This is a genomic window from Amphibacillus cookii, from assembly GCF_016908375.1.
Taxonomy (GTDB): Bacteria; Bacillota; Bacilli; order Bacillales; family Amphibacillaceae; genus Amphibacillus_C; species Amphibacillus_C cookii.
In genome coordinates, this window is sequence record NZ_JAFBDS010000007.1 from 154,609 (window position 1) to 174,991 (window position 20,383).

At 38.2% G+C, this 20,383-nt stretch carries 18 protein-coding genes; 16 read left to right on the forward strand and 2 right to left on the reverse strand.

Annotated elements, in window-relative coordinates:
- Window positions 1-15: 15 nt before the first annotated feature.
- The 9 genes from JOE23_RS11480 to JOE23_RS11520 all read left to right on the forward strand — a co-directional run bounded on the left by JOE23_RS11480 (window position 16) and on the right by JOE23_RS11520 (window position 10,308).
- Window positions 16-1,026 carry an ABC transporter ATP-binding protein gene (locus JOE23_RS11480; protein ID WP_204438523.1) on the forward strand — a complete coding sequence of 337 codons (1,011 nt, stop codon included), beginning with the start codon at window positions 16-18 and terminating at the stop codon, window positions 1,024-1,026.
- Between the two features lie 106 nt (window positions 1,027-1,132).
- On the forward strand, window positions 1,133-2,911 hold the full coding sequence (locus tag JOE23_RS11485) for an ABC transporter substrate-binding protein (protein WP_204438524.1): 1,779 nt from the start codon (window positions 1,133-1,135) through the stop codon (window positions 2,909-2,911).
- A gap of 260 nt (window positions 2,912-3,171) precedes the next feature.
- The gene (locus tag JOE23_RS11490; protein WP_204438527.1) at window positions 3,172-4,137 is read left to right on the forward strand and encodes an ABC transporter permease; all 966 of its coding nucleotides are present in this window, start codon (window positions 3,172-3,174) and stop codon (window positions 4,135-4,137) included.
- A gap of 11 nt (window positions 4,138-4,148) precedes the next feature.
- A complete protein-coding gene (gene opp4C, locus JOE23_RS11495) occupies window positions 4,149-5,087 on the forward strand; it encodes an oligopeptide ABC transporter permease (RefSeq protein ID WP_204438529.1) in 939 nt (312 codons plus the stop codon).
- A gap of 933 nt (window positions 5,088-6,020) precedes the next feature.
- Complete coding sequence (locus tag JOE23_RS11500) at window positions 6,021-7,466, forward strand: menaquinone biosynthesis decarboxylase (RefSeq protein WP_204438531.1); 1,446 nt, start codon at window positions 6,021-6,023, stop codon at window positions 7,464-7,466.
- Window positions 7,453-8,322: a UbiA-like polyprenyltransferase gene (locus JOE23_RS11505; RefSeq protein ID WP_204438534.1), complete on the forward strand. Its 870-nt coding sequence runs from the start codon at window positions 7,453-7,455 to the stop codon at window positions 8,320-8,322. The genes JOE23_RS11500 and JOE23_RS11505 overlap by 14 nt, the downstream gene beginning before the upstream one ends.
- Window positions 8,323-8,382: 60 nt before the next feature.
- A complete protein-coding gene (locus JOE23_RS11510) occupies window positions 8,383-8,958 on the forward strand; it encodes a UbiX family flavin prenyltransferase (protein ID WP_204438536.1) in 576 nt (191 codons plus the stop codon).
- A gap of 1 nt (window position 8,959) precedes the next feature.
- A complete protein-coding gene (locus JOE23_RS11515; protein WP_204438538.1) occupies window positions 8,960-9,883 on the forward strand; it encodes an ABC transporter substrate-binding protein in 924 nt (307 codons plus the stop codon).
- Window positions 9,884-9,948: 65 nt separating this feature from the next.
- A complete protein-coding gene (locus tag JOE23_RS11520; protein WP_204438541.1) occupies window positions 9,949-10,308 on the forward strand; it encodes a DUF4183 domain-containing protein in 360 nt (119 codons plus the stop codon).
- 312 nt (window positions 10,309-10,620) lie between these two features.
- Here JOE23_RS11520 and JOE23_RS11525 read toward each other — a convergent pair whose 3' ends face one another.
- Window positions 10,621-11,004: a DUF4183 domain-containing protein gene (locus tag JOE23_RS11525; protein WP_204438543.1), complete on the reverse strand. Its 384-nt coding sequence runs from the start codon at window positions 11,002-11,004 to the stop codon at window positions 10,621-10,623.
- Window positions 11,005-11,430: 426 nt separating this feature from the next.
- On the opposite strand from JOE23_RS11525, the gene JOE23_RS11530 reads away from it, so the two are divergent.
- The 5 genes from JOE23_RS11530 to JOE23_RS11550 all read left to right on the forward strand — a co-directional run bounded on the left by JOE23_RS11530 (window position 11,431) and on the right by JOE23_RS11550 (window position 17,188).
- Window positions 11,431-11,925: a DinB family protein gene (locus JOE23_RS11530; protein ID WP_204438545.1), complete on the forward strand. Its 495-nt coding sequence runs from the start codon at window positions 11,431-11,433 to the stop codon at window positions 11,923-11,925.
- A gap of 53 nt (window positions 11,926-11,978) precedes the next feature.
- Window positions 11,979-12,845: a S66 peptidase family protein gene (locus tag JOE23_RS11535; RefSeq protein ID WP_204438546.1), complete on the forward strand. Its 867-nt coding sequence runs from the start codon at window positions 11,979-11,981 to the stop codon at window positions 12,843-12,845.
- Between the two features lie 214 nt (window positions 12,846-13,059).
- The gene (locus JOE23_RS11540; protein ID WP_204438547.1) at window positions 13,060-13,518 is read left to right on the forward strand and encodes a MarR family transcriptional regulator; all 459 of its coding nucleotides are present in this window, start codon (window positions 13,060-13,062) and stop codon (window positions 13,516-13,518) included.
- 24 nt (window positions 13,519-13,542) lie between these two features.
- Window positions 13,543-15,282, forward strand: a complete 1,740-nt coding sequence (locus JOE23_RS11545; RefSeq protein WP_204438548.1) for an ABC transporter ATP-binding protein — start codon at window positions 13,543-13,545, stop codon at window positions 15,280-15,282.
- On the forward strand, window positions 15,275-17,188 hold the full coding sequence (locus JOE23_RS11550) for an ABC transporter ATP-binding protein (RefSeq protein WP_204438549.1): 1,914 nt from the start codon (window positions 15,275-15,277) through the stop codon (window positions 17,186-17,188). Before JOE23_RS11545 ends, JOE23_RS11550 begins: the two co-directional genes overlap by 8 nt.
- Before the next feature lie 941 nt (window positions 17,189-18,129).
- Here the strand turns inward: JOE23_RS11550 and JOE23_RS11555 are convergent.
- Window positions 18,130-18,648, reverse strand: coding sequence for a DUF3221 domain-containing protein (locus JOE23_RS11555; RefSeq protein WP_204438550.1), 519 nt, complete (start codon window positions 18,646-18,648; stop codon window positions 18,130-18,132).
- A gap of 175 nt (window positions 18,649-18,823) precedes the next feature.
- Between JOE23_RS11555 and JOE23_RS11560 the strand changes: the two genes are divergently transcribed.
- On the forward strand, window positions 18,824-19,744 hold the full coding sequence (locus JOE23_RS11560) for a hypothetical protein (RefSeq protein ID WP_204438551.1): 921 nt from the start codon (window positions 18,824-18,826) through the stop codon (window positions 19,742-19,744).
- A gap of 12 nt (window positions 19,745-19,756) precedes the next feature.
- The gene (locus JOE23_RS11565; RefSeq protein WP_204438552.1) at window positions 19,757-20,380 is read left to right on the forward strand and encodes a DUF4129 domain-containing protein; all 624 of its coding nucleotides are present in this window, start codon (window positions 19,757-19,759) and stop codon (window positions 20,378-20,380) included.
- The last annotated feature ends 3 nt before the right edge of the window (window positions 20,381-20,383 follow it).

Sequence of the window (20,383 nt, forward strand, 5' to 3'; positions counted from 1 at the left end):
CATAGGAGGTTAATGATGGAAGTTAAAAATAGTGAAGACAACACAAGGATAGCAGATGATGTGCTGATCCAAGTCGAACATTTGAAAAAATACTTTCCGATCAAGGGTGGAGTCTTAAAACATACCGTCGGTCATGTCAAAGCGGTTGATGATGTGAGCTTGACGATTAAAAAAGGTGAGACTCTAGGTATTGTAGGCGAGTCTGGGTCTGGTAAATCAACATTAGGGCGGATGATCATTCGTCTGCTGGAACCAACAGAAGGTAAGATTTATTTTGAAAATGATGATATTACGGATTTATCAAATCGGAAAATGAGACCCTATCGTAAAGATATGCAAATTGTCTTTCAAGATCCATTTGCTTCTCTAAATTCAAAAATGAGTGTTAGTGAATTAATAGAGGAGCCACTGCTGATTCAAACGGACTTAACAAAGAAGGAAAGAAAAGAAAAAGTTTTGAATCTTTTAGAGAAGGTAGGCCTACGTGCTGATGATCGAAATAAATATCCACATGAATTTTCTGGAGGACAGCGTCAGCGTATTAGTATAGCAAGAGCATTAGCAATTAATCCGAAATTCGTTATTGGTGACGAACCCGTTTCGGCATTAGATGTGTCGATCCAAGCCCAAGTATTAAACTTAATGGCTGATCTACAGGATGAATTTGGACTGACTTATTTGTTTATTGCCCATGATTTAAGTGTGGTCAAACATATAAGTGATCGCGTAGCGGTTATGTATTTAGGGCGAATTGTTGAAATTGCGCCTAAAGATTATATTTATAATAATCCGCTCCATCCCTATACCCAAGCATTATTGTCATCTGTCCCTGTGACTGATTTATCGAAGAAGAGTGAAAAGATTGTACTGGAAGGGGACCTCCCAAGTCCGTCAGATCCCCCGTCAGGTTGTGCGTTTCGAACCCGTTGTCCACTCGCTCATGATCGATGTACGACTGAGCGACCTCATTTGTTAAATCGTGACAATGGCCATTCTGTTGCTTGCCATTTGCATGATAATAAATAATTTAACAATGACACCTGTCATTAACGCTAGCTGTGGGGGTGATTGCTTAGATTTAAAAATTAATTGGTCAAAATTTTTATCAAATTTAAATCAAGGGGGAGTTTTAATGAAAAAGTTTTTACTGATGTTATTACTGTTACTATCTTTTAGTGTGGTGTTAGTTGCTTGTGGCGATGACGCTGATGATGCGACAAATGATCAAGAACCCGCTACAGATGAAGGTGAGGCAGAAGATCCATCTAGTGGTGAACCTGTTGAAGGTGGATCGATTACTGGAGCGATGCACTCGGCACCAACTGGATTATTCAACCCGATTTTTTACACAGAGACATACGAGAATAATATTTTATCTATTACGCATGAGAGCCTTGTTTCACAAAATAATGACTTAGAATTCATCCCAAGTTTAGCGAGTGATTGGCAAACAAATGATGATCAAACAACGATTACGTTTACACTTGAGGAAGGCGTGACTTGGCATGATGGTGAGCCGTTTACTGCGAATGATGTTGTTTATACTTATTCAGCATTAGCTGATCCTGATTATGTAGCTGCCGGTGGTGTACGGACAGTGTATGTTGAGAATTTGTTAGGTTATGAGGAATATAATGCTGGTGAGACTGATGAATTTGAAGGGGTAACAGCAGATGATGATTATACAGTAACTTTCCATTTTGCTGAACCGAATGTCAATCCTTTGTATTATTCTAGTTTTCCAATTATTCCTGAGCACGTATTTGCTGATATACCAGTAGCTGATATTCCTTCACATACGGCTTCTTTAGATCCTGGTGAAGTAATTGGGACCGGTCCATTTGCTTTTACAGATATGGTTGAGCGGGAACAATATAATTTAACACGTCATGAAGACTACTGGCAAGGCACACCGTATCTAGAAGAAATCACCTGGCGAATAGTTGATCAATCCGTTATGACTGGATTGTTAGAAACGGGTGAAATTGACTTTATTGCGGATCCTGAAGGCGTTGCTGCTGCTGATTATGAAACGGTATCAGGATTTGGTAATGTGACGATCATCGAACAACCAGACTTTGGTTATCAATTAATGGGCTTTAAACTCCATCACCGCACATCAAGTGATGTAGAAGATGGTGTTATTGACCCAGATAACTGGGAGGAAAACGAGAAGCTTGCAGATCCACTTGTCCGTCAAGCAATCGCTCAGGCGATTAATCGTCCTGGCTTTGTTGAAGGCTTGCTATATGGACGTGGTGATGTGATCAACTCACCAATTGCACCACAATTTTGGGCTTATAGCGATGACGTTAACCAAAATGAATATGACCCTGCAGCTGCTGAAGCACTATTAGATGAAGCGGGTTATGTAGATGTCACTGATGACGGCTTCCGTGAAGATCCAAATGGAGAAGAATGGATTCTCAATTTAGATTATCCAGTCGGTAATGAATTACGTGAACGTTCAGCGCCGATTATTGCTGAAAACCTTGAAGAAATCGGTATTCAAGTCAATTTAAGACAACCTAAAGAATTTACAGCATATGCTGAAGAATTAGAAAATGATAATACAGATTGGGACCTTTACCTTATTGGTTGGAGTTTATCTAGTTCTGATCCAGATCCATCAAGTCTATGGGGAACAAGATCAGCATACAACTATTCACGTTGGAACAACCCAGAATCTGATGAATTGATGCAAGATGCACTATCTGCACCTGATGCCTTTGAACAAGATTATCGTGCTGATGTTTATGCAGAATGGCAACAGCTTTACACAGAAGACTTACCAGCTGTTATTTTATATGCGCAAAATAAACTATATGCACACAATGACCGTTTCCATGGTGTCGATCCACTACCATATCGCTTTACAAATAAAACACACTTATGGTGGGTAAGTGAGTAAATCATTGACAATCATATTTAAAGTTTTTTCATAATAGTCAAAGCGATTAGGCATATACAGATAAATTAAAATGAGGGTATGTGCAAAGGTAACATGTACATACCCGCCCTTTTTTGTGCATGTACGTGAGTAGCACATAAAGTTTTAGTAAAGAGTGGGAAGCGATAGTATGAACATTTCAAAGAATCAAGTATAAGAAAAGTTAACCCATTCGCTAAGGGGCGAGCGAATTGGTGTTTTTCTAAGGAGGATTTCTCACCATGTATAAGTATATCATTCGAAGAATTTTAATCTTTATACCGATGTTATTGGCATTAACGATCATTGTATTTGCCCTTGCCCAAGCTGCACCGGGAGATCCTTTTACTGGTCAAATACTCGATCCAAACATTGACCCGGAAGTTTATGAATTGCGGAGAGAAGAATTAGGCTTGAACGACCCGGTTCCTGTGCAGTATTTTAATTGGCTGACAAGCATTCTTAGTGGTGATCTTGGTCAATCAATCTATTACAATGGACGATCTGTATTAGACTTGATTAGCCAACGTTTTCCGAATACGATGTATTTGGGTGTCTTTGCGTTAGCTATTACATTAATGATTTCAATACCTATAGGGATTTATTCAGCGCGCAAGCCTTATTCTGCCTTGGACTATGGAGCGACGGGCTTCGGTTTTCTAGGTTTAGCAATTCCGAACTTCTTTTTTGGCTTAATAGCTATTTACATTTTTTCAATTAACTTCGGTTGGTTTCCTTCACAAGGTACCATAACGAGTAATAACTTAACAGGTATTACAGCTTTAATTGATCGACTCCATCACCTTGTTCTCCCTGGAATTACGCTTGGATTAGCTGGAACCGCCACTTATATGAGATATATGCGTTCTGAAGTGTTAGATGTGCTAGGTAGTGATTACATTCGAACGGCTAAAGCTAAAGGGATGACCAGTAATAGTGTCCTTTATAAGCACACGTTAAGAAACGCTTTAATTCCCATTGTTACATTAATGGGATTCGAATTTGGTGCGTTAGTGAGTGGTGCGGTTATTACGGAACAGGTTTTTAATTTCCCTGGTCTTGGAACTCTATTCTTGCAGTCCGTTATGAATCAAGACTATCCGGTTATTATGTCTATGTGTTTATTATTTGGCGTTTTTATTTTAGTAGGGAATCTACTTGCTGATATTTTTTACTGCATTGTGGATCCGAGAATACGTTATGATTGAGGTGAACGATAATGCAACAACTTAATGCACAAGAAACGCCATCTGTTGAACCGATTAGACCGCCGGAAGGTCAAGAACCTAACAAGATTAAGGCAAGCAAAAGTCCCTTTCAATTAGCGTTTGCACGATTTAGAAAAAATAAACTTGCAATCGTAGGTATTATTATTTTAGTGAGTATTATTCTTATTTCAGTATTTGCCGATCTACTGGCAACCCATGATCCAACAAAAAGTAATTTACTTTTAATTGAGAATGGACCGAGTAGTGAACATATATTGGGAACAGATGGATCAGGACGCGATAACTTTTCAAGATTGCTTTATGGCTCAAGAATTTCATTGATTGTCGGCTTTAGTGCAATGGTCTTCACGTTGATGATCGGAACAACTTTAGGATCAATTGCAGGATATTATGGTGGGAAAATCGATAATTTAATTATGCGGCTTACCGATTTGATGCAAGCACTACCATTTTTTGTTCTTGCTTTAACGATTATTTCGATTGTACCTGAGATCACGATCACATTGTTTGTTACGATAATCGCACTAACCAGTTGGCCTAACTTAACGCGTATCATTAGAGGTACATTTCTATCATTGAGAGAGCAAGAGTTTATGTTGGGTGCTAAAGCGATTGGTGCTTCTGATTTTCGCATCATATTTAAACATTTTATCCCTAATGCGATTGGCCCTATAACGGTTAATGCCACATTAATGATGGCACAAATGATCATTTTCGAATCAGGATTAAGTTTCGTAGGGATGGGGATTCCTCAACCAACACCGACTTGGGGGAATATGTTGTCACAAGCACAAAATATTCGGATTTTGCGAAACCACCCGGAAGCATGGATTCCTGCTGGATTAGGTATTTTTCTAACCGTTTTAGCGATTAACTTTATTGGCGATGGTCTTCGTGATGCTTTTGATCCAAAAAGCAATAGAAGATAGATGATTAAGCTGGCTTTATGAGAAATCATAAGTCAGCTTTTTTTATCATAGATAACCGTCTGTAAAGCTCCCAACTCAAACGAGTTGGAATAAGCGCATCATAGAGTTGTATATAAGGACTTAACGAAAGGGATGTTTGTTGTTTTAACATAAAATTTTCACCGGTCTTTTTTTATTACTTGAGGCCGTGCCCCATAGCCGTCATCTTACTTATGAACGAACTTTCAAAGTAGTATAGATTAATATTTGGGTTTTGCCAAAGCTTATTGTTTTTTAACTTTGTTGATTGGAGAGGAAGGCATTCGACTCCTGCGGGAAAAGCGAAGACGATGAGACCCCACAGTGAGCGTTCTGTGCGAACGAGGAGGCTCAGCGCGAGCCCGCGGAAAGCGAGATGCCTGGATCGCAAATCAACAGCCACTTTTAACAGCGTAATATTAAAAAAAAGCAATAAAGTGGTTTTTACTAATCATGCACCGAATTGGAAAATAATATAATTTTGTGTGAAAATTATTCGCTCTAGACTTGCTTTTTCTGTAATTGATCCTTAGCTTGACGGCTATGGGCCGTGCCCGTGGAAAGCGATCGTCTGTAACTGGAGTGAGTACAAAATCCTTTAAATTCAAAATACCTCCAGGGGTTAGTTTTTCAGCAGTCTCCCTACGGGAACAGCGTGAGCGCAAAATCTCACCTTCACTCTTGCTCAGAGCAAAGGCTTAAGTTGTACCGTCACACCAACATATAGTTTAGAGCTTAAGATTGTCTTCACATACAATTGAAAATAGCAATTGCTAGCGCTGCGTTCCCTTGAATTTCTAAAATAACTATAATAATAAGTTAACAAAATTGTAAGAAAGTTGATCCGTTTTTAGTTATGATCTATGTTAAAATGTGACTGTTTCCCTAGTTTAGAGACGTTGAGGAGGAAGTAGTTTGTACAAGCATTTACAAGATTTTATTGCAACTTTAGAAAAAAAAGGAGAGTTAAGACGGATCAAAGCTGAGGTAGATTCAGAATTGGAAATCACGGAAATTACTGATCGGATCTCAAAAGCTTATGGGCCAGCCTTACTATTTGAAAATGTTAAAGGTTCAACCTTTCCTGTTCTTATCAATGCAATGGGAAGTTATCAGCGGATGAGTATGGCGTTAGGAGCAGAATCACTTGATGATATTGCTGATGGGATAGGTGAATTTATTGATATGTCCAATTATTTAGGACTTATGAAAAAAATCAAATCCTTGCCTCGCCTTTCGCGATTAGCAGCCGTATTTCCGATTAAATCTTCATCTAAAGGGGCGTGTCAAGAGGTTATTGACCTAAAGCCAGACTTAAATAAACTGCCTATTTTAAAGTGTTGGCCCAAAGACGGTGGTAAATTCATTACATTACCGCTTGTGATGACGAAAGACCCTGAGACCGATATTCAAAACACCGGGATGTATCGCCTGCAAGTATTTGATGGCCAAACAACAGGCATGCATTGGCACTTACATAAAGACGGACGAGAAATTTATGAAAAATATCGTCAACTGGGAGGTAAGATGCCTGTATCCGTCGCTTTAGGTTGTGACCCAGCGATTACTTATGCTGCTACCGCACCATTACCAAAGATGATTGACGAAATGATGTTTGCTGGCTATTTACGTAAAATGCCGGTTAAACTTGTGAAATCTATAACAAATGATATTTATGTCCCTGCTAGCGCGGAAATTATTATCGAAGGTTATGTTGACGTTAATGAACCGCATCGAACAGAAGGGCCGTTTGGTGACCATACCGGTTATTACTCATTAGCTGATCAATATCCGGTTTTTCATGTGACATGTATCACACACCGTAAACATGCGATTTATCCAACAACGATTGTTGGAAAACCACCAATGGAAGATTGCTATATGGGGAAAGCAACGGAAAGGATATTCTTGCCTTTATTGAAAATGCAGTTTCCGGAGATTGTTGATCACCACTTCCCATTAGAAGGTGTGTTTCATAATTGTGTCATTGTCTCGATTAAGAAACGCTATCCAGGACACGCTAAAAAAATCATGAATTCATTGTGGGGCTTTGGCCAGATGATGTATACAAAAATGATTATCGTGGTTGATGAGCATATTAAGCCAAGCGATGTCTCGACAGTAGCATGGAAAGTTTTTAATAATATTGATGCCAAGCGTGATATTGTCATATCTGAAGGCCCACTTGATGCACTAGATCATGCGTCAAATTTGCCGCATTTAGGCCATCGTCTCGGCATCGATGCAACGAAAAAATGGCCGAGTGAAGGTTATACACGCGAGTGGCCAGACGATATTGAAATGACAGAACAAGTAAAAGAACTTGTGACAAAAAGGTGGAGTGAATATGGCTTGGATTAAATCGTTTAAGAAAATCCATGATTATGGAACGCTGGTCATGTTTTCCCATACGATTTTTTCACTGTCTTTTGCAATTATAGCAATGTTATTGGCCGGTAGTGGTTTTCCATCTATTGAAACTTCTTTTTGGATCTTGGTCGCATTTTTAAGTGCGAGAACAGGAGCTAATGCACTAAATCGTGTTATTGATGCAAAAATCGATGCTCAAAACCCGAGGACAGCAACAAGGCAAATCCCGCAAGGCTTGCTTAATAAACAAGAAGTATTGATCTTTTCGATTGTGTGCTTTGTTATGATGCTTGTAGCAGCGTGGATGCTTAATCCACTATGCTTTTTTCTAGCACCGATTGCGTTGTTTTTAATGGTGATCTATTCTTACACGAAACGATTTACTTGTTTATGTCACCTCGTCCTCGGGGTGAGTTGTGCGGCTGCTCCAGTCGGGGCTTGGATTGCAATAACAGGAACGATGTCATGGGTCGCTTTTTTTATGGGAGCAGCGAATACCGCTTGGGTAGCGGGTTTTGATATTATCTATGGTGCACAAGATTATCAGTTTGATCGCGAACATGGGATTCGCTCGATACCAGAGACGTTTGGTTTGCGTTTTGGCCTCTATATATCGTCGCTATTTCATTTTGCAACGGTTATTTTCTTAATCATGGTCGGTTATTTAAGTGAAGGAATTCACATGGTTTACTTTATCGGATTAATATTTGTTAGTTTATTATTTATTATTCAACACAGCATGGTATCACCAACCAATTTGAAAAATGTCAAAATTGCGTCATATAGCATCAATCAATTAGTGAGTTTGACCTTTCTGTTATTTGGTGTATTAGCGATTATTTGGTGAGTTGATAAAACGAACCTTTAATCAGTGGACGGTTATCAGTGATAAAGAGAGGATTTTTAGATGAAAAGAGTTGTTGTCGGAATCACTGGGGCAAGTGGCAGTGTATACGGTAAAAAAATGGTTGAAGTATTGTTGGAAAATAACATCGAAACCGATTTGATTTTAACAGATACAGCTAAGCAAGTGATCGCATATGAATTAAATCTCTCGGTGCAAGATTGGTTAGCCAAGTTAAAAAAGGATTACAAGCATTTTTCTTTAAATGAAAATGATAATTTGTTTGCCAAAGTGGCAAGTGGCTCCTACCATTTTGACGCTGCTATTATTTTACCTTGCTCAATGGGAACATTAGCTGAAATTAGTCATGGCCTGGCGAAAAATTTACTTTGTAGAGTGGCAGATGTGGCTTTAAAAGAAAAGCGTTCACTCGTCATTGTTCCGCGCGAGACACCTTTAAATGCTATTCATTTGGAAAACATGTTAAAACTGTCTCAGTTAGGTGCATCCATCGTGCCAGCGATGCCAGGTTTTTATCATCATCCATCAACGATGACAGATTTAATTGATTTTGTCGTTGGGAAAATACTTGACCATTTATCTATAGAAAATGATTTATTTAAAAAATGGGGGAATTAAATTGAAAAAAATATTATTTTTATTCACTATCTTTATCTTAGGGGGATGCTCGTTAGATTCAGCTGGAGAAGCAGACTTGCAGCCGATTACGTTTGGGGCGATTTCCTCAGTAGATGTTTTACCGTTAGTTATTGCAGAAGAAAACGGTTATTTTGAAGATGAAGGCATAGATGTTAACTTAGAATTATTTAATAGTGCTAATGATCGTGATTCAGCTTACATAAGTGGTCAATTAGACGGTATGATTTGCGATATGATTGCAATTAATTTATATCAGAATAGTGATGTTGATTTGAAGATTACTGGGGTGACAGATGGAGACTTTAGATTAATAGCTAGACCTGATATAGGTATCGATGACATAACTGATCTTGTTGATCAAACCGTTGCTATTTCAGATCACACATCAATTGAGTATGCACTTGATAAAATAGTAGAAGCAAATGGACTCGATCAAAATGACCCGAATAAAACAATTGTACCTGCTGTGCCAGTGAGACTCGAAATGTTAAGGAATCAACAAGTAGACGTTGCTCTTTTACCAGAACCTTTTTCAGCATTGGCTCTTAATGATGGTTATATTTTATTAGGTAGTGCGAAAGAGCTTGGCTATTATACATCTGTTACTGCTTTTTCACAGGATGTTATTGATGAAAAGGCAGAAGAACTTGAACGCTTTTATACTGCCTATAATCAAGCGGTTGATTATTTAAATGATACGCCGATCGATGTGTATGAAGATATTGTGATTGAAATCGTTGGCTATGCTGAGGATATGAAAGGATCGATTGAAAATCCGGTATTTAGAACCAATCAACTGCCGACTGAGGAGGAACTGCAAGAAGTCATCGATTGGGTCACTGAAAAAGACTTGATTGATGATGCGTTTACGCCTGATCAGTTAATCAATGACATTGGGATATAATTAGCCATTTACTGTCTCTAAATGTTCACTCTGTTCATATACTGTTATGAGGACAGGTGATCGCAATGAACAAACATAGGATTAAGGGCACGCAAGTCTATGACTGGACTAAAAAAAATCAGTGCATTAAGGTCAGCGTTCCGATCCGCTCAGCTCTAACCGTTAGAGCTGAAACGTATCAATATAACGCGCGTTCAGATGGAGAAAAATATACTTATACAAATGCAGATGAGCTGACTGAATACGGAAATAGAGGGATATTGGATCCGACAAAGATGACGATCGTAAATTTGTATGTTAATGGTGTGCTTCAACCTACTAACACGTATCTAGTAAAAGAAGGTGAGCTGCGATTTCAAACAGATCACCCACCAGTTGCTCATGCACCCATCATCTTACAATTTGTTAAGTTATATTTGACATAGGCAAAAGTAACAGAGGTAAAATCAAAAGCGAATGATTCATTCATGATGAAATGAATCATTCGCTTTACTATAATGATGTCAATTAGCAAAGAGAATAGGCGACACTCTAGTGGGAACAAAGCCTTCGGTGGGGCGAGTAATCGCAGTCTCAGAGCTAAGGAGACACTGAAGATGTGAGAAGTCTCCTTTGTGAAAGGTGTATATTTTCATTAAGATGGTGTAATAAACGCATGTTTTTAACATCATTCGTACTCACAAACGATATTTTGTTTTGACCTAGCTGATTTGTTGTTAAAAAGGCTTTGATCATCGCTATGTTATGACTTCAGTTGTTGAAGTAGGATCGAATGCTAAAATTTCTAAAACAACAGGTGTACCCACAATAATCGCATCACTGTCAGCAGGTACATCAATTTCAAGTGACCCTACCCCAGTTGCTCCTGGTGTATAAGTGGTGAGCCCTTGCATTTGTAACACACCATTGACCGATACATTATAATAACTGTTATCGGTTATGAGTTCTGGTAATTCGACAACAGCTGTTCCGGTATTATCAAAAAAGTCAGCTGCATCAATGTCTAGTGACGTCCCAGGAGTGACTTCTGCTTCGGTTACATAAAAATATTTTTCTGATTCGGGATCAATTGCTGTCGTTGTTGAAGCCTCAATAGCTAGTTTCATCAATTGTAAAACCATATTTTTCACCTCCACTATTTTCATCACTTTAGTATACGAATAATTAGCGTTTCAGTTAAAGACAAGTACCCTTAATCTTGCTAATTCCTTCATGTCAGTTCGTTTGAAGACAGCTAATTGTGTTATAATGGAAAATAATATGGTAATCTACTTGTACAACTAATATCGGTATTGCTAAGCTTTATCACAGATAACCGTACGTAAAACAACCCCCTCAAAATAGAGAACAGCGGTAAATCTATTGAGGTGTGTGGTAACAGACGTTAATGTCCTGACCACTCAACTAACCATCAGTGGGAGAAGAACGAAAACGTCTACTGATTGAAGGTTCGTATTATTGGTGATATAAGCTGAAGAAATGAACAAAGCCATTGTGTACAATTACAGGCATTGGAGAATGGTTAATATTAAAAGGAGAGTGAAATAATGGATACCTATCAGGATTTAATTGATGCATTTGAACAGACAGAGGATTGGTTTGAATCGCTAAAAAAGCACAATGATGAATGCTTTTTTCAGCCTATTGAAAAAGGAAAATGGACTGTAGCTGATATCATCACACATATTCGATTTTGGGATCAATATATGTTAGACGTAACCATACCGCAGATGACAGAGGGAGCAGATGTCAGAACGGAAGAAGACTTTCAAAAAATAAATGACCAGGCAATCGCCTATGTACAACACTCAAATAAAACCAGTGAACAATTAATTGATGAGGCAATAACGATGCGACAAAAGTTGGTCGATCATCTGCGACAAAAAACAGAGCAAGATTTCTTTACCCATTTTACATTAAATGGTGAAGCAATTGATCAGTTTACAGGTTATCCACATTCTTTGTATAACTATACCGCGGGTTTTTTATGGCATGATCATCATCATAAAGATCAAGTTGACGATTTTTACAGTAAACGCTGATTGTTTAATCAATCTATCAAGCGGAATCACCGAATGGATAAGGGGAGGAACCAATGGAATTACAGCAAGGAGACCAAGTTGGTTTGATTGCATGTTCTGATGGACGGAAGCTAGAACAGCAAGATCAAATAGAAAGAATCAAACAGCTATTTGCACGTTGGGGATTAGGCACTGTTGAAGCTGAAACGATCTATCGGCAAGAGGGTACGTATTGGAGCGGTTCCCCAGCATTACGGGCTCAAGAACTAACCAAGCTTTATAAAAACCCAAAGATAAAGGCTATCTTTGACTTGTCCGGTGGCGATAGCGCCAATCAAGTGTTACCCTATCTTGATTTTGATACGATTAAACAACATATAAAACCATTGTTTGGCTATAGTGATGTAACGGTATTGTTAAATAGTTTATATAGTCAGGTTTGTGTCCCAGTTTATCATTATCAAATTATGCATCTGGGATCTAATAAGGATAATCTGCAAGAGAGAAGTTTATACAATCTACTTTTTAATGCTAGAGAAGCATTAAGTTTTGACTATGATTGGATTCAAGGTGATGTATTATCTGGGCAAATTGTAGGTGGTAATATACGGTGTTTTCTAAAGTTAGCGGGGACCCCTTATATACCAGATCCAGAAGGGAAAGTTCTTTTCCTTGAGTCTTTAAGTGGTAAGTCAAATCGAATCGCAACCTTCTTGGCACAATTTGAACAAATCGGTTACTTTAACAAAATGAACGGGCTAATACTTGGCACATTTACTGAGTTGGAACAAACGTCTGGGAGAGAAGCGCTAGTTGAACTGATCGAGCCCTATGCGCAAAAATATCATTGGCCGATTATAAAATCAAATCAATTAGGACACGGTTCAAATAGTCCTATTTTAAAAATAGGACAACATCTGACATTGAAAAAGCAAATCTAATAATAGGTTTGCTTTTTTATTTCGTTTAGAAGTCAGTGCTTTTGTTCCTATAGTAAGCGTAACTATTAGTCAGAAGGGAACGACATGTAAACGAGAAAGTATCACTGTAGCTTTTAAAAAAATTATTCGCTTTTCGAATTAAAAATGTTGACAATTATAAAAATAATTAAGATAATATATAGCATGCTATATATTAGCGCTGGAGGTGTTAACGGTGCCAGACGATATTATTTTCTACATACGATTGGTTTATTTTGCGCTAGAGCGCGAAAAAAATAGTTATTTTGAAAGTCAGAATTTAACGGCGTCGCAAGGTGATATATTGCTATTTTTAGCCAAAGCTAAGCATCATCATAAAGCTTTAAATCAAAAGGATATCGAAGCGCATTTCCATTTGACAAACCCTACGGTAACGGGATTGCTCAATCGCTTGGAAGAAAAGAACTTTGTTAAACGTGTTAAGAGTGAAACTGACGGTAGAAATAAGCTCATCTATTTAACCGATGAAAGTGAAGCTGTTTTAGCACGCTTTAAAGCATATAAGCATGTCATTGATGAAAAGCTTTTTCAAGGTATATCTCAATCAGAGCAGCAAGATGTCTTAGAAAAATTAAAGGCATTCTTAGCAAATCTTAATCAAGATTTGCCGAAGGAATGTAAGTTTAAAAGGTAGAGGAGAATTGGAGGTTGACGTCAGATGATTAAGAAATTATTACCGTTTTTAGGAGAATATAAGCGAGAAACGATTTTAACACCACTTATGGTGGTCGGGGAAGTGGTCTTGGAATTGATGATTCCCTTCTTGATGGCGCGTATTGTGGATTATGGTATTTTAGGTGATGGTGGAATGCCTTATACGATTCGAGTAGGGTCATTAATGGTGGTCATGGCACTCGTCGCCCTTATTTTTGGTGCGCTTAGCGGAAAGTATGCAGCCATATCTGGTATGGGGTTCGCACGCAATATTCGATCGGGATTATTTGAAAAAATTCAAACCTATTCGTTTGCTAATATCGATAAGTTTACCACAGCATCTCTAGTCACACGGTTAACAACAGATATAACGAATACACAGAACGCCTTTATGATGGTGATCAGAATGGCGGTACGTGCGCCTATCATGTTAGTGGGGGCAACCATTATGGCAGTTTCTATCAATCCACAACTGTCATTAATCTTTCTAATTTCGATTCCAGTATTGTCGATAACGTTATATTTAATTGGAAAACACGCCCATCCAAGATTTTTAGACATGCTTGAAAAATATGACACACTCAATGAAAAAGTACAAGATTTTATTGTTAATATTCGTGTAGTCAAGGCTTTTGTTCGAGAAGACCATGAAGAGGAAAAGTTTGTAGCAGATGCTAAAAAAGTCCGAGATGCACAACTCAGTGCAGAGAAACTAGTTGTTCTTAATATGCCAATTATGCAATTAACGATATATTCCAGTATTGTTGCAATTATATGGTTTGGCGGAAATATGGTTATTCAAGGAACATTCAATATTGGAGAGCTATCAAGTTTTATTATGTATATTATGCAGGTTCTGATTTCATTAATGATGATTTCAATGATCTTTATTATGTTAATTATCTCTCGTGCCTCTTTTTCCAGAATTGTTGAGGCCTTAGAAGAAAAACCGGTCTTAGATGATGATAATAGTGATCGAACACTTGATTTAAATGATGGAAGTATTACCTTTAATCAAGTAGATTTTAGCTACAACCAAGATCCGGATAATTTAGTGCTTAAAGATATCAATCTAACGATTAAGTCTGGTGAAACCATTGGTATCATAGGGGGAACCGGTTCTTCCAAAACCACTTTAGTGCAATTGATTCCTCGGCTTTATGATGTTTTAAATGGAGAAGTCATTGTTGGTGGCCATAATGTTAAAGATTATCAATTAAAAACATTACGTGATCAAGTTGCAATGGTTCTGCAAAATAATGTTTTATTCACAGGCACAATTAAGGACAATTTAAAGTGGGGGAACGAAAATGCTTCGGATCAAGAGGTTATCGAAGCTGCCAAAGCCGCTCAAGCTCATGATTTCATTGTGTCGCTTCCGAATGGTTATGACACGGTGCTTGGTCAAGGTGGGGTTAATGTGTCTGGTGGGCAAAAGCAACGATTGACCATTGCCAGAGCTTTGCTTAAAAATCCAAAAGTTGTTATCTTAGATGATTCAACAAGTGCGGTCGATACAGCTACAGATGCAGCAATTCGAACAGCATTTAATGAAAATTTACAAGGTGTTACGACTTTAATTATTGCCCAAAGGGTGACCTCAGTTTCTGATGCGGATAAAATTATCGTGATTGATGATGGCACCATTAACGGCTTTGATACCCATGACAACTTATTGAAAACAAATGCGATCTATCGAGAAATTTACCAATCGCAAAGTAAAGGAGTGAATGATCATGAGTAGACCACAAAAGCCAGTTGGCGGTCCAATGGCTGGTCCAAAAGGGATGGGGAAGCCTACTAACATCTGGGATACCATTAAACGAATTGCTAGTTATATGAAAGAAGATAAATGGATATTATTAATTGTGTTTATCACGATTATTCTTAGTGCGTTAGCCAATGTGATCGGGATCTCCTTTCTTCAAGTCATTATCGACGACTACCTTGCGCCACTAATTAATAGTGATGATAGTGCGCTCATGAGAGGATTTATAACAGTTATTGGCGTTGTATCGATTATTTATATGGTAGGTGCAGCCTCAACTTATATCTTTAACCGTTTAATGGTCGGTGTATCAACACGTACTTTATATAAGTTGCGGGTCGATTTATTTAAAAAGATGGAAGCACTGCCGATCAAATATTATGATACCCACACTCATGGTGACTCTATGAGTTTATATACAAATGATATCGACACACTCAGACAAGTATTATCAAACAGTGTAACCAGTTTTGTCACTTCGCTTATAACTGTTGTTGGTGTATTTATCATGATGCTTGTGTTTAGTTGGCAGTTAACGATCGTTGTCCTAGTCATGTTAGCGCTCATGATGCTAGCTGTTAAAACGATTGGTGGTAAAAGTGCTAATTATTTTGTCAAGCAACAACAGGAGCTTGGTCGAGTCAATGGTTACATCGAGGAAATGATTGAAGGTCAGAAAGTGATCAAAGTTTTCTCGCGTCAGGATAAGGTTATTGAAGAGTTTGAAGAATTAAATGAAGAGTTACGTGTGAATGCTACACAAGCCAATACCTTTGCCAATATTTTAATGCCGATAATGGGTAATTTATCTTATATGCTCTATGCGATTACGGCAATGATCGGTGGATTATTTGCGATTATGAATACATTAACCTTAGGTACTGTCATTGCTTTTCTTCAATTTACTCGTACATTTTCAATGCCAATTGTACAAATTTCACAGCAACTTAATGCAGTTTTAACAGCACTTGCTGGTGCAGAACGCATTTTCAAGGTGATAGATGAAAAACCAGAGTTTGATCAAGGGCATGTGACAATGGTTGCGGTAGAAGACAACCAGTCAGGTGAAATAACGGAGTCTGTTCAGCGTACTGGAGCGTTTGCGTGGAAAGAAGTGAAAGCAGATGGTTCTATTGCTTATACGCCTGTTCGAGGTAATGTTGTCTTCAAAGATGTTATCTTTGGCTATGACGAAGATAAAACGGTATTAAATAATATTTCGCTTTATGCTAAGCCTGGTCAGAAGATAGCTTTTGTCGGTTCAACAGGTGCTGGTAAAACAACGATAACAAACTTGATTAACCGCTTCTATGATGTCCCATCAGGTAATATTAGCGTTGATGGTATTGAAATTAATAAGATTAAAAAGCCGGATTTGCGTCGCTCCTTATCAATGGTGTTACAAGATACACACTTATTTACCGGAACGGTAATGGAGAATATTCGTTACGGACGACTTGATGCGACCGATGAAGAAGTGATTGCCGCAGCGAAGTTAGCCAATGCTGACAGCTTTATTTGTCACTTGCAAGATGGTTATCATACGGTATTGAAGTCTGATGGTGGGAACTTGTCACAAGGGCAGCGCCAACTCCTTGCAATTGCAAGAGCCGCAATTGCTGAGACACCTGTGTTAATATTAGATGAAGCAACATCTTCTATCGATACACGTACAGAAGCGCTGATTCAAAAAGGTATGGATCGTTTAATGGAAGGGAAGACATCCTTTATTATTGCGCATCGCCTGTCAACTGTGCGTTCGGCTAATGCGATTATGGTACTTGAACACGGTGAAATCATTGAACGTGGTGATCACGATCAACTCATCGAACAAAAAGGTAAGTACTATCAATTATCAGCAGGTATGTTTGAATTGACCTAATTACACAAAAATAAAAAACTCCTTCAAATTAATTGAGGGAGTTTTTTTGTCAAAATATTTATCACAGATAACCGTCCGTAAACCGCCTGTCTCAAGATGTAGAGCAGTGATCAAGCTAATTATCCGGTCGGTAACGGGCGCTAATTTCGTGATTCATCAACTAACCAAACGAAAACGTCCACTGATTGAAGGTTCGTTTTATGATAGGGAGGAGCGGTCAAAGTGATTGGAACGACAGGTTTTAGACGCGCAGGTGAGCTATGTTCCGCTACTCCCACAGGCGTTTACACATATCGCACCTGCTAAATAGTGCTTTATTTCGTGCGGTTGGGCTTACTCAGGAAATCGCATGAATCCGCGATCGCACGAAAAGTGAGAAAATCGCATGAAAGCTAGTTACGATCGCAGGAAAAATAAGAAAATCGCATGAAAGCTAGTTACGATCGCACGAAAAGTAAGAAAATCGCATGAAAGCTAGTTACGATCGCAGGAAAAATAAGAAAATCGCATGAAAGCTAGTTACGATCGCACGAAAAGTAAGAAAATCGCATGAAAGCTAGTTACGATCGCACGAAAAGTGAGAAAATCGCATGAAAGCTAGTTACGATCGCACGAAAAGTAAGAAAATCGCATGAAAGCTAGTTACGATCGCATGAAAAGTGAGAAAATCGCACGAAAGCTAGTTGTGATCGCATGAAAAGTAAGAAAATCGCACGAAATTGGAGAAATCATATTCAGTATGAACCCCCCAGTCTAAGTGGAGCTAAGCAAGGGTGAGACTTCTGCGAGAATAGGATGAGCTGAAGCCATCCTCGCGAAAAGCGAATCCCTTGCTTTTCGGAACGACATAACGTGCTAAACGTATGAGAAGGTTGAATGACTATTTTCAGTGTGCGAAAGTTGAGTTATTAACAAAGTCACTTTTTTAATGATGGTTGCGTTTACTCTTCAACTTCAATGGCGACCACTTCTCCGCTCCAAATTTCAAATAAATAAACGGTCCATTGAAGATGGTCTTTATTAAAGATAATATCACGAACAGCAAAAATTTGACTAGGGTGATTACTCTGCTTTGATAATGCTTCTTTTAAGGCATCTGCACTTGTTAAGTGAGCTTCTTCTGGTGGTTCTTGATCATGAATATGATAGTCTTGGAGTGTTGATTTTGCCGGGTATGAATCGTCTATTGTATCATACCATATATCGACTTTATCCCCACACTGGATGTCTGTTGGTGCATTTAAGAACCAAATCATTTCATAGTATTCAGAAACGCCACCGCTTTCACTTAAATCTTGGGCTTGATCACTAGCAACGAGAATACGGTTATCAGACTGATCGACGACATAGCCCGTTATCCCAGGTTCATCTTTTGTGCCAGTGGCATTGTCTGATAGATAAGTACAACTTAGTAAACTAGTTAATGTTATTAATAATATGAAGAGTAGTTTTTTGTGCATGATCTCACCCTTTGTCAGTCTTATAATTATCAGACGATTCTCTTTGATGGAAAGTTACAAACATTGACAAAATAATTTAAAATTTTAAATTATTGTTTGTGACGCTTCACATTTATCCAATTAATGTTAAAATAGAAAGAATAGATTATTAAAGTTATGGAAGTGAGGTTTTTTTATGGAAAAATTATTTGCAAGACCGAAGCGATTTGGAGAAATCTTAGATGTAACGTTTAAGCTTATCAAAGAACAGTTTGGAAAGCTCTTTTTCTTATTATTAATCTTTTACAGCCCTATTTTTGTGATGCAAATATTTATTCAAGTCTTTTCTGGTCGTGGATGGATTAGGGACCTTGAACCAGGACAGACGTATGTTGACCAAATCATAAATATGGTGAATACTGAAGATATCGTGTTGACGCCTGCTGAAATATTTGAAAACGTTGCGCTTCTAGCGTTAGAAATGTTGATTTTCCCGATTGCCGTAGCTGGTGTTCTTTTAATCGTTAAGCGTATTAAGGATCAGCAGGATTTTGAATTAAAGGAAATAATCAAACAGCCATTTAGTCGGTTTTTCCCATTGATAGGGAGTACATTGTTATTAGGGATAATTGCTTTTGCTATGATTTTTGTACCGATCTTTGTGCTTACCTTTATCACTCTACATATTTTGATGGCAAATCAAGCTATAGGCTTGTTAATTTTGTTTTTGGTGTTCATAGCTGTACTTATCGGTGTAAGCTTATTGCTCGTTCGTTGGGGTTTTTACTTGCCAATTGTTCTATTTGATCGTGCTGCCCCTGGTTTAGGAAGAAGTTTTCGATTAACGCAAGGACGGACATGGATGATATTTGGGTTGTTTCTAACTTTAACTGTGATTTCTGGATTCATGACTAATATGATCAGTATTGCTTTTATTTTTTTAGGCAACAGTGTGTTAAATACGATTTTAACCAATTTAATGAACATTATTACGACAATGATAGTCAGTGTCGGTTATGCGGTCATTTATTTTGATTTGGAGATTCGTCACACAGCAAGTGACTTAAAAGAAATGATTGATGATTACCATACAACTGACGAGGATCCGATACGATAGGTGGAAAAAAAGATGAATGATATCGATCAATTGAGAGATACGGTGGAAGATATTTTAGCAGAGGATGCTTATCAAGTATATTATCAAGACCAACGCAATATATTTCAACGGATTTGGGATCAAATTATGGATTGGATTAATGGGTGGCTTTCCAATCTGTTAGGTGATCTGCAGCCTGCGAACTCGCTTGCTGATGCGATCATTGTTGGAATGCTTGTGATTGGAGGGATACTTACTTTACTACTGATTTTGTTTATCACGAGGTACTTGATGAGGAAGCGGCAATTAAAGCGTAATCAGCCTTTGCAGTCCATGGCGTATCAAACGAAAACACTCCAAGACTATATCGATCAATTTGAAGCGGAGCAGCAAGCTGATGATTTGCAGGGCGCTGTCCGGTACCGCTTTTTAATTTTACTGTTTCGACTCGAAGAAAATGAGTGGTTAAAGGTAGCGAATTGGAAAACAAATTGGGACTATTATAAAGAAATAGAGCGTATAGGCCGTGAGCAAGCAGATGCTTTCTATCAAATTGCCATTTATTTTGAGTCAATTACTTATGGAAATAAACGTGTCGAATTAAAGGCTTATCAAGCTTACATCAAGGCCATTCATCATTTGGAGCAGGGGGAATAAGCT